The sequence below is a fragment of the Pseudolysinimonas sp. genome (genome assembly GCF_031389465.1).
Classification (GTDB): domain Bacteria; phylum Actinomycetota; class Actinomycetes; order Actinomycetales; family Microbacteriaceae; genus Pseudolysinimonas_A.
Genome location: NZ_JANMSQ010000317.1, coordinates 1 through 5,033, shown reverse-complemented (window position 1 = coordinate 5,033; position 5,033 = coordinate 1). Strand labels below are relative to the sequence as shown.

The following is a 5,033-nucleotide window of genomic DNA, read 5'->3' as shown; positions in this document are numbered from 1 at the left end:
CCCGCACCAGGTCGATGCCGGTGACCTCTTCGGATACCGGGTGCTCGACCTGGAGCCGGGTGTTCACCTCGAGGAACGAGACCGTACCGTCTTTGCCGATCAGGAACTCGCGGGTGCCGGCGCCCAGGTAGCCGACCTCTTTCAGGATCGCTTTCGACGAGGTGTACAGCAGCTCGGTCTGCTCGGCGGTGAGGAACGGCGCCGGCGCCTCCTCGACCAGCTTCTGGTGGCGACGCTGCAGCGAGCAGTCGCGCGTCGAGACCACGATGACGGTGCCGGCCGAGTCGGCGAGGCACTGGGTCTCGACATGGCGCGGCTCGTCGAGGTACTTCTCGACGAAGCACTCGCCTCGACCGAACGCCGCAGTGGCTTCCCGCACCGCCGAGTCGAACATCTCGGGAACCTCTTCGCGGGTGCGGGCGACCTTGAGGCCGCGGCCGCCGCCGCCGAACGCCGCCTTGATCGCGACCGGCAACCCGACCTCGTCGACGAACGCGAGAACCTCGGCGGCATCATTCACCGGGTTGAGAGTTCCGGGGGCGAGCGGTGCGCCGACCTTCTCGGCGACGTGCCGGGCCGAGACCTTGTCGCCGAGGCGCTCGATCGAGTCGGGCGACGGGCCGATCCAGATGAGGCCGGCTTCGATGACGGCGCGGGCGAACTCGGCGTTCTCGGCGAGGAAGCCGTAGCCCGGATGCACGGCGTCGGCGCCGGAGCGACGGGCGACGGAAAGCAGCTTCTCGATGACGAGGTAGGTGTCGGCCGACGTCGTGCCGTCGAGCGCGTAGGCCTCGTCGGCGAGTTTCACGTGGCGGGCATCGCGGTCTTGGTCGGCGTAGACCGCGACCGACCCGATTCCGGAGTCGCGCGCCGCGCGGATGACCCGCACCGCGATCTCCCCCCGATTCGCGATGAGCACCTTGGTAATTCGGCGAGCGGGGGCGGCGACCATAAGAACCGAGCCTATCTGTGCCGTCCCCCCGTCCTTCTTGTCGGGCTTCCACAGAAACGGGCGCCCGTTGCGGTGGGTCGCGTCAGAAGACGAGGAATGGATGCGGGGTCGCCGCGCGCGGGTCAGGCCCGGTTCCAGAGATCCGTCCACTCGATCGCGAGCGACCTCACCATGGTCCGAAGGAGCGGGATCGAGAGGCCCACCACGGCGTGGGGGTCACCCTCGATGCGCTCGATGAATGCGGCGCCCCGCGCGTCGATGGTGAACGCGCCGGCGACCTCGAGCGGCTCACCGGTCGCGATGTACGCGTCGATCTCGGCATCGGTGATGTCGGATGCGAACTCCACCCGCGCGACGGCCGGGCTGCCGACGGCGCGGCCCGTGCGGGTTTCGATGAGCCAGTGCCCGGAGTGCAGCATCCCGAATCGTCCGCGCTGTGCTCGCCAACGCTCGCGGGCCACCTCAGGGTGGTGGGGCTTGCCGTAGACGACTCCGTCGAGCTCGAACGCCGAATCGCCGCCGAGGATGAGTCCGTCGAGTTCGGGATGGGCGGTCGCGACGGCTTCGGCCTTGAGCTGAGCGAGCAGCATCACCATGTCGGCCGGTGCGAGCGGTCCGGCGGCGGCGACGGCGGCATCCTCATCGACCCCGGATGGCAGCGCGACGGGCTCGATTCCGACGGCGCGTAGGGTTGCGAGTCTGGCCGGCGACGTGGACGCGAGATAGAGCCGCACGCCAGCCTCCTAAGCTTCACGGATGGGCGAAATGCAGGGCCGTGAGATCGAGGTCGAGGCTACCAACATGGCCCACGGCGGCGAGTCCGTCGCCCGGTACGAGGGGCGGGTCGTGTTCGTGGCCGACGCGATTCCCGGAGAACGGGTCGTGGCGCGGGTGACCGCCGACGCGAAGAAGAGCTTCTGGCGGGCCGAGACGGTGCGGGTGCTTGAGCCGAGCCCGCACCGGCGCGCCCACATCTGGCCGGAGGCATCCGTCGAACGCGACCCCGCCGACCGTCCGGGCGGCGCGGATTATGGCCACATCGACCTTGCCCACCAGCGTGCCCTGAAGGCGCACGTGCTCGTCGACGCGCTCAGTCGGATGGCGAAGGTGGAACGCGAGGTGGTCGTCGAGGCGCTCCCCGGCGCGCCGGACGGAACCGGATGGCGCACCCGCGAACGCTTGCACGCCGCCGCCGACGGAACCCTCGGCCCGTACGCCGCCCGATCGCACCGGGTCATCCCCGTGGCGGATCTGCCGCTCGCGGTGGCCGCGGTGCGCGAGCACGCGCCACTCGACGAACGGATGCCGGGCGTCGGCGATGTCACGGTGCTCGCGTCGAGCGTGGGGGACGGTGCGCGCCTCGTCATCGGTGCGCAGAAGCCCACAGTGATCACGGAGCGGGTCGGAACCCGCGAGTTCCGGGTCGACGACACCGGCTTCTGGCAGGTGCACGTCGCGGCCCCGGTGACCTTGAGCGCCGTGGTCCAGGATGCGATCGACCCGGCCCTCTTCGACCCGAAGGCCGCCAATCTCGACCTCTACGGCGGCGTCGGACTGCTCGCCGCAGCTGTCGGCGATCGATTTGGTTCCGGAGTGCGCATCACGTCGGTCGAATCGGATGCGCGGGCGACCGAGCACGCCGCCGAGAACCTCGCCGACTGGCTGGGCGCGGCGGTCGTCACCGCGCGCGTCGACGCGTATCTGCGCGGGCTCAGCACCGCGTCCGCTGGAGAAGCCGCGCGTCTCGCTGCGGCGACGGTCGTGCTCGACCCGCCGCGTTCCGGGGCGGGCGCTGCCGTGCTGGATCCGCTCGCAGCCGCGAAACCCGCGCAGATCGTCTACGTGGCCTGCGACCCGGTGGCTTTCGCCCGCGACGTCGCACTGCTCGCGGCTCACGGCTACGAACTCACCGGCCTGCGTGCGCTCGACCTGTTCCCACACACCCATCACGTCGAAGCGGTCGGTACCTTCCGCCGCGCCTGACGAGGCGTGTCCCCCAACTCGAGTGGATAGATCGGTTCGTACACCCGACGGGAGAGTACGATAGCCACGGATCAGGACCGCCCGGACGCCCGACGTTCGACTGCGGAGGAGAACGGGATGAGCGTGACGCACATGGTCGATCGAGACCAGGCATCCGGCTCGCACACCGTTGCCGCGCGGGTGGCGATCGTCGACGACCACGAATCGGTGCGATTGGGGCTGAAAGCCGCGTTCGCCGATGAGGGTTATGACGTCGTCGCCGTCGCCCCGACCGTCGACGACCTCATCAGCTCCCTTGCCAGCCGCGAGGTCGACGTCGTCGTACTCGACCTCTCGCTCGGCGATGGCTCGACCGTCACCGACAACGTCAAGCGCGTGCAGGCCGCGGGAGCCGCGGTCCTCATCCACAGCATCGCCGACCGGGTCGGGCTGGTGCGCGAGGCGCTCGCCGCCGGCGCAGCGGGCGTCATCCCCAAATCGTCGGCGACCAAGACGGTCATCGCTGCGGCAGCCACCGTCGCGCGCGGCGAGGTGCTCAACAACCTCGAATGGGCGACCGCGATCGACGCCGATCGCGACTTTGCGAAGGCGCAACTCGGACGTCGCGAACGGGAGATCCTGCACCTCTACGCGTCGGGTCTGCCGCTCAAACTCGCCGCGGAGCAGCTCGGGATCGGCTACTCGACGGCACGGGAGTACCTCGACCGAATCCGGGTGAAGTACGTCGAGGTCGGCCGACCCGCCCCGACGAAGGTCGATCTGCTCCGTCGCGCGGTCGAAGACGGCATCCTGCCGGGACTCGACCCCGACGGTGGCGACAACTAACCAGGCCGCCGGTCAGCCCGCGTTCGGGCGCCCGGTCCGCAACCCGCTCAGCCTGCTTCGCGTCGATGCCGCCATGGCGCGGCTCGCGGCGGTCATCGGTGTCGCGTTCTTCCTGCAGTCGATCCCGCTGCTGATGGGCCAGCTGGGGAACATGGCGCCGGCCTGGACGGTCTCAATCGTGGCTCTTCTGGTCGCATCGCTCGTCGCCTGTGTGATCGCCGCGATCTTCAAGCGGATGGTTCGCGCAACCTACGTCACCTTCGCCGCCGTCTACCTCATCGCGCTCGTCAGCTGGCCGTTCGCCGTGCTCAGTGAGGCTGACGCGCCGACCGACAGCTACTGGCTGTACTTCCTCCTCACGATCGCCACGACGATGGCTTCCGTCTCGTTGGAAATCCCCATCGCCGTGGTCTACACGGTCGGCGCCCCGATTCTCTACGGCATCATCCGGATCACGCCCCCCGGTGGCGGCACCAGGGTGGAGGCCGCGGTGCTCGACTCGGTCTACTCGATGCTGCTCGGCGGCGGCATCCTCATCATGATCGCCGTGCTGCGCACCGCAGCCAGCGGCGTCGACACCGCCCAGCAGAACGCCCTCGAACGCTATTCGCACGCCGTTCGACAACACGCCACCGAGGCCGAGCGCGTGCAGGTCGACTCGATTGTGCACGACAGTGTGCTCACCACCCTGTTGTCGGCGGCGCGCTCATTCAGCCCCGAGGCCAAGACCCTCGCCGCGACCATGGCAGGCAACGCGATCGGGCACCTCCGGGAGGCGGTCGCCGTTGCCCCCGACTCCGAGGCAACCGTGTGGGGGGAGGTGGTCGCGCAGCGGATCGCGACTGCCGCCGAGAGCATGTCGGAGCCGGTCGCCGTGACGATGGTCGCCGAAGAGTGGTGCGACATTCCCGTGCACGTGGCAGAGGCCGCGTACTCGGCGTCCGTGCAGGCGATGATCAACAGCCTCCAGCATGCCGGCCCGGGGGTCGACCGCTGGGTCGACATTCGCTCGCACGGGCATCAAGCGTTCACCATCGAGATCGGCGACCGCGGTGCTGGTTTCGATCCCCAACTCATTCCGACCGAACGGCTCGGTGTGCGAGTTTCGATCATCGAGCGGGTTGCGAGCGCCGGCGGGCACGCGCGGATCGACACGGCTCCCGGCGAAGGCACCGTCGTCACCCTCACCTGGGACCCCCCGGGCGAGACCGCCGACCGCGAACCGGCCGCCGACGACCTCGAGGAGGCCCGGTGAGAGTCACCGTTCCGCGGC

General features: G+C 69.6%; 5 protein-coding genes. 3 read left to right on the top strand and 2 right to left on the bottom strand.

The window, feature by feature from the left end; translation table 11 throughout:
- Positions 1-952, bottom strand: a 952-nt coding sequence (locus RMO30_RS12285) for a biotin carboxylase N-terminal domain-containing protein (RefSeq protein ID WP_309713924.1), incomplete at its 3' end; no start/stop codon positions are given.
- Between the two features lie 122 nt (positions 953-1,074).
- Entirely contained in the window at positions 1,075-1,686 is a 612-nt protein-coding gene (locus RMO30_RS12280; protein WP_309713923.1) for a nucleoside triphosphate pyrophosphatase, read from the bottom strand.
- Between the two features lie 22 nt (positions 1,687-1,708).
- Between RMO30_RS12280 and RMO30_RS12275 the strand changes: the two genes are divergently transcribed.
- From RMO30_RS12275 to RMO30_RS12265, 3 genes are all read left to right on the top strand, one after another.
- The gene (locus tag RMO30_RS12275; protein ID WP_309713920.1) at positions 1,709-2,935 is read left to right on the top strand and encodes a TRAM domain-containing protein; all 1,227 of its coding nucleotides are present in this window, start codon (positions 1,709-1,711) and stop codon (positions 2,933-2,935) included.
- Between the two features lie 132 nt (positions 2,936-3,067).
- Positions 3,068-3,760: a response regulator transcription factor gene (locus RMO30_RS12270; RefSeq protein WP_309713928.1), complete on the top strand. Its 693-nt coding sequence runs from the start codon at positions 3,068-3,070 to the stop codon at positions 3,758-3,760.
- A complete protein-coding gene (locus tag RMO30_RS12265) occupies positions 3,747-5,015 on the top strand; it encodes an ATP-binding protein (protein WP_309713917.1) in 1,269 nt (422 codons plus the stop codon). The genes RMO30_RS12270 and RMO30_RS12265 overlap by 14 nt, the downstream gene beginning before the upstream one ends.
- Positions 5,016-5,033: the final 18 nt, after the last annotated feature.

Excerpts from the sequence above, each read along its gene's own strand:
- RMO30_RS12275 (WP_309713920.1), top strand. The coding sequence starts at position 1,709 with ATGGGCGAAATGCAGGGCCGTGAGATCGAGGTCGAGGCTACCAACATG.
- RMO30_RS12270 (WP_309713928.1), top strand. The coding sequence starts at position 3,068 with ATGGTCGATCGAGACCAGGCATCCGGCTCGCACACCGTTGCCGCGCGG.